Here is a 3,420-nt window from a genome sequence, read left to right as displayed (position 1 = left end):
AATGGGTGTGTCTGAAATCATCGTATGCACAAGTTCAATGAGTTCAGCTTCAGCGCGCTGTTTGTCCAGATGGGCGGCATTCTGGGTGATGACTTGACGCAAATGCGCGGTCTTTGGCAAACCAACTATGGGACCGTCAAACCCAGCTAATGTGCGTGCATAAGCAGGCTGGGTAAGGGTGTGGGCATCAAAGGTAAGAATACCAAGCCGTTGTCCATATTGTGCTTGCAATCGCGGCATATCAATCAATGCCGAACCAACAAAGGGAAGGCGCGTGCGGCGGGCAAGATGTTTCTGCCAATAGCATAAAAACCCACAAGATGTAGCGATAACGTCATCATCGTCTGCGGTGCGATCAATAAGATCAATCGCCGCTTCAAAACCACTGATATCGGTATGGTCAGGATAATCAGTGACGATGGCTTTTACGGTAGCTGTAGGAATGGTCACAATATCAATGGCACAGTCATAGCTGTCCGGTGAAGCAACATCTCCAGGTAAACGCGGAAACGCTGTATCAAGTTGCAAGACTGTCAGTTTTGCCATAGATGTCTCCGGCTATATCCGGTTTAGCTTGACGGGCCTTGGCGCACATTATCCGGTAACCATGTCGCAAGCTCTGGCCATATCACCAGAATGACCACCATTAACACCATCAGCAGAACCATCGGAATGGCAGTACGCGCGATATAGGAAATCTCATGTTTGGTCATGCCTTGTAGAACAAACAGATTGAAACCAATAGGCGGCGTTACCTGTGCCATTTCGACAACGACAACGACAAATACGCCAAACCATATCACATCAATGCCAGCTTGCCGGATCATCGGCTCGACGATTGCCATAGTCAAAACGACCGAGGAAATACCATCCAAAAACATACCAAGGATGATATAAAAGACCGTCAATGCGGCAATCAAAACGATTGGTGATAATTGCATTTCATCAATCCAGCCAGCCAAGGCGCGCGGCAAGCCGGTAAAGCCCATAGATAAAGACAGGAATGACGCGCCCATCAAAATGAGCGCAATCATCGCCGATGTGCGGGTAGCCCCCATGAGGCTGGACAAAAAGGTCTCCATCGATAAGGAGCGTTGCAAAGCCGCCAGCCCCAAAGCCCCGACAACACCTACGGCAGCAGCTTCGGTGGCGGTGGCCCAGCCAAAATACATTGACCCGATAACAAGAAACACCAGCATAAGAACGGGAGCTAGAAACCGGCTGTCTTTAATCATTTGAGATAATGATATTGATGGCTCAGCGGCAGGACGTTCGGATGGACGTAAAAAATGCCACGCTATGATATAGGCCATAAATAGACCCGCTAGAACCAATCCGGGAATAACACCAGCCAGAAATAATTTGGTAATCGACTCATTGATCGATACGCCATAGACAATAAGCGTCAATGATGGCGGAATCATAAGTCCCAAGGTGGCGGCACCAGCCAAGGTGCCGATAATCATATATTCTGGATAGCCACGTTGACGTAATTCAGGGATCGACATTTTGCCTACAGTGGTCAAAGTCGCCGCCGATGAACCCGATACAGCCGCAAAAAGAGTACATCCGGCGATATTCGTATGAAGCAAACCGCCAGGCAACCAACGCATCCACGGTGCCAACCCACGGAACATATCCTCGGATAATCGCGTTCGGTACAGAATCTCACCCATCCATATGAATAGGGGCAAGGCGGTCAGAGTCCAGCTTGAGGCACCTGTCCAGATGGTCGTAATCATCGCATCGCCAGCAGGGCGCGAGGTGAATAGCTCCATCCCCACAAAGGCAACGCCAACAAGCGCAAGGCCAACCCATACAGAGCTACCAAGCATGGCAAATAGAACGAATAGGAAAATACCGGTGGCATATAGTTCGGTCATTCGACTACTTCCCCCTTGATAGCGGTTTCACTTGTTACAAGCAGACGAATCAGATTGTCCCATAAGGCAATGGCCAACAGAATTGTACCAATCGACATCGGTATCTGTGGCACCCAGACCGGGGTAAATATCAATTCATTACTGGTATTTGCCCATAATGTTGCCCATTCGGTTGGGAAAGTGCCTGGCATTTTGAGTATCGATAAAATCCATTCGGGGATCTGATCTTGACCTTGTGTCCGGTCATTCAAAATTTCTGACATGAAATTTGTTTTTACCGCAAAACGGGCAAAATATGTCGCAGTTACCGCCGCAATCAGCGTTGCAAAGGCATCTAGCCAAAGTTTGGTAAAACGGTTCAGATTTAACAGAATCGATACCCGGATATGCGCACCACGACTCAACGCATGAGCCAGCGCAAAGAATGACGTTGCGGCCATCGCATAGCCAGCAAATTCAGTTGAGCCTTCAAAAGGTATGTTGAGCCAACGCGCCGCCATTTGCGCCATGATGATAACCAGTATTGTAATCATAAAAATGGCGGCAATGATGCCCGAGGCAAGATACACACGATCAAGCATACGCCATACTGGTTTTAGCAGAGGCTGGATGCGGACACGGGCAAGACGACAGAACAAAGCGCCTATGGCAGGAAGAATGAACAACCAGAACCATAGCGGTAATCCGAGTAATAGGGGCCAATTTGTCATAATTAAATCTATGCCCCCTACCAATGGCAAGGGGCATAATCATTTCATCTTCAGTTACATTGACTTGTAGGCGTCAATGATGGCTTGGCCATCTGCACCTGTCGAAGCGAGCCAGTCGGCCTGCATTTTTGCACCAATAGCCTTTAGTTCTTTAAGGAAATCGGCGCTTGCATCTTCAACACTCATGCCATTGGATTCAAGCTGTTCGAAATACCAGTTGGCGAGTTCTGCTGACTTTGCAGAGCAATCAGCACCAGTTTCGTCAGCCGCTTTCTGAATGGCTGATTTTGTGCTACTGTCGAGACCATTCCAAACACCTTTATTGACGATGACATAGTTCCGCGGCAACCACGCATTCACTTTATAGTAATGGGTGAGATGTTCCCACACTTTCCGGTCATAGCCCGTTGAACCAGAAGAAATGAAACTTTCAGCGACGCCTGTTGCCAGTGCTTGCGATAGTTCGGCAGCTTCAACCTGAACCGGTGTCATGCCAAGCTCTTTTGCAAAGGTTGCGGTCGCTGAATTATAGGAACGAAATTTCACACCTTGGGTATCGGCAGATGAATTAACAGCTTTCTTGAAATAGAACCCCTGACCAGGCCAAGGGCAGGTATATAGGGCAACAAGATTCAGACTATCAAGCTGGGCGTTGACCTTATTTTTTGCAGCAGCCCATAATTTGTTGTTATCTGCATATGTGGTCGCCAGAAACGGCAAGTTGTCCCAGCCCAGAAGCGGTGCCTCATTTGCATGTGCAGACATGAAGCGTTCACCAATAGGTGCCTGGCCAGTTTGAACAGCACGCTTGATTTCACCACCTTTAA

At 48.4% G+C, this 3,420-nt stretch carries 4 protein-coding genes; all 4 read right to left on the bottom strand.

What is annotated here, in order from left to right:
* On the bottom strand, positions 1–546 hold a 546-nt coding region (locus tag ACTF7Q_RS10330; RefSeq protein ID WP_438997752.1), incomplete at its 3' end, for a hypothetical protein.
* A 23-nt stretch (positions 547–569) separates the two neighbouring features.
* Entirely contained in the window at positions 570–1,883 is a 1,314-nt protein-coding gene (locus ACTF7Q_RS10325; protein WP_438997751.1) for a TRAP transporter large permease, read from the bottom strand.
* On the bottom strand, positions 1,880–2,593 hold the full coding sequence (locus tag ACTF7Q_RS10320; RefSeq protein ID WP_438997750.1) for a TRAP transporter small permease: 714 nt from the start codon (positions 2,591–2,593) through the stop codon (positions 1,880–1,882). The genes ACTF7Q_RS10325 and ACTF7Q_RS10320 overlap by 4 nt, the downstream gene beginning before the upstream one ends.
* A 54-nt stretch (positions 2,594–2,647) precedes the next feature.
* A partial coding sequence (gene dctP, locus ACTF7Q_RS10315; protein ID WP_438997749.1) for a TRAP transporter substrate-binding protein DctP occupies positions 2,648–3,420 on the bottom strand: 773 nt, incomplete at its 5' end.

The sequence above is a fragment of the Puniceispirillum sp. (SeqCode) genome (assembly GCF_965657105.1).
In the GTDB taxonomy this organism is placed as follows: domain Bacteria; phylum Pseudomonadota; class Alphaproteobacteria; order Puniceispirillales; family Puniceispirillaceae; genus Puniceispirillum.
This window is presented reverse-complemented; position numbering and strand designations above follow the sequence as displayed.

What these genes read in the sequence shown, in the direction of transcription:
- ACTF7Q_RS10320 (WP_438997750.1), bottom strand. Translation starts at nt 2,593, where the DNA reads ATGACAAATTGGCCCCTATTACTCGGATTACCGCTATGGTTCTGGTTG.
- ACTF7Q_RS10325 (WP_438997751.1), bottom strand. Translation starts at nt 1,883, where the DNA reads ATGACCGAACTATATGCCACCGGTATTTTCCTATTCGTTCTATTTGCC.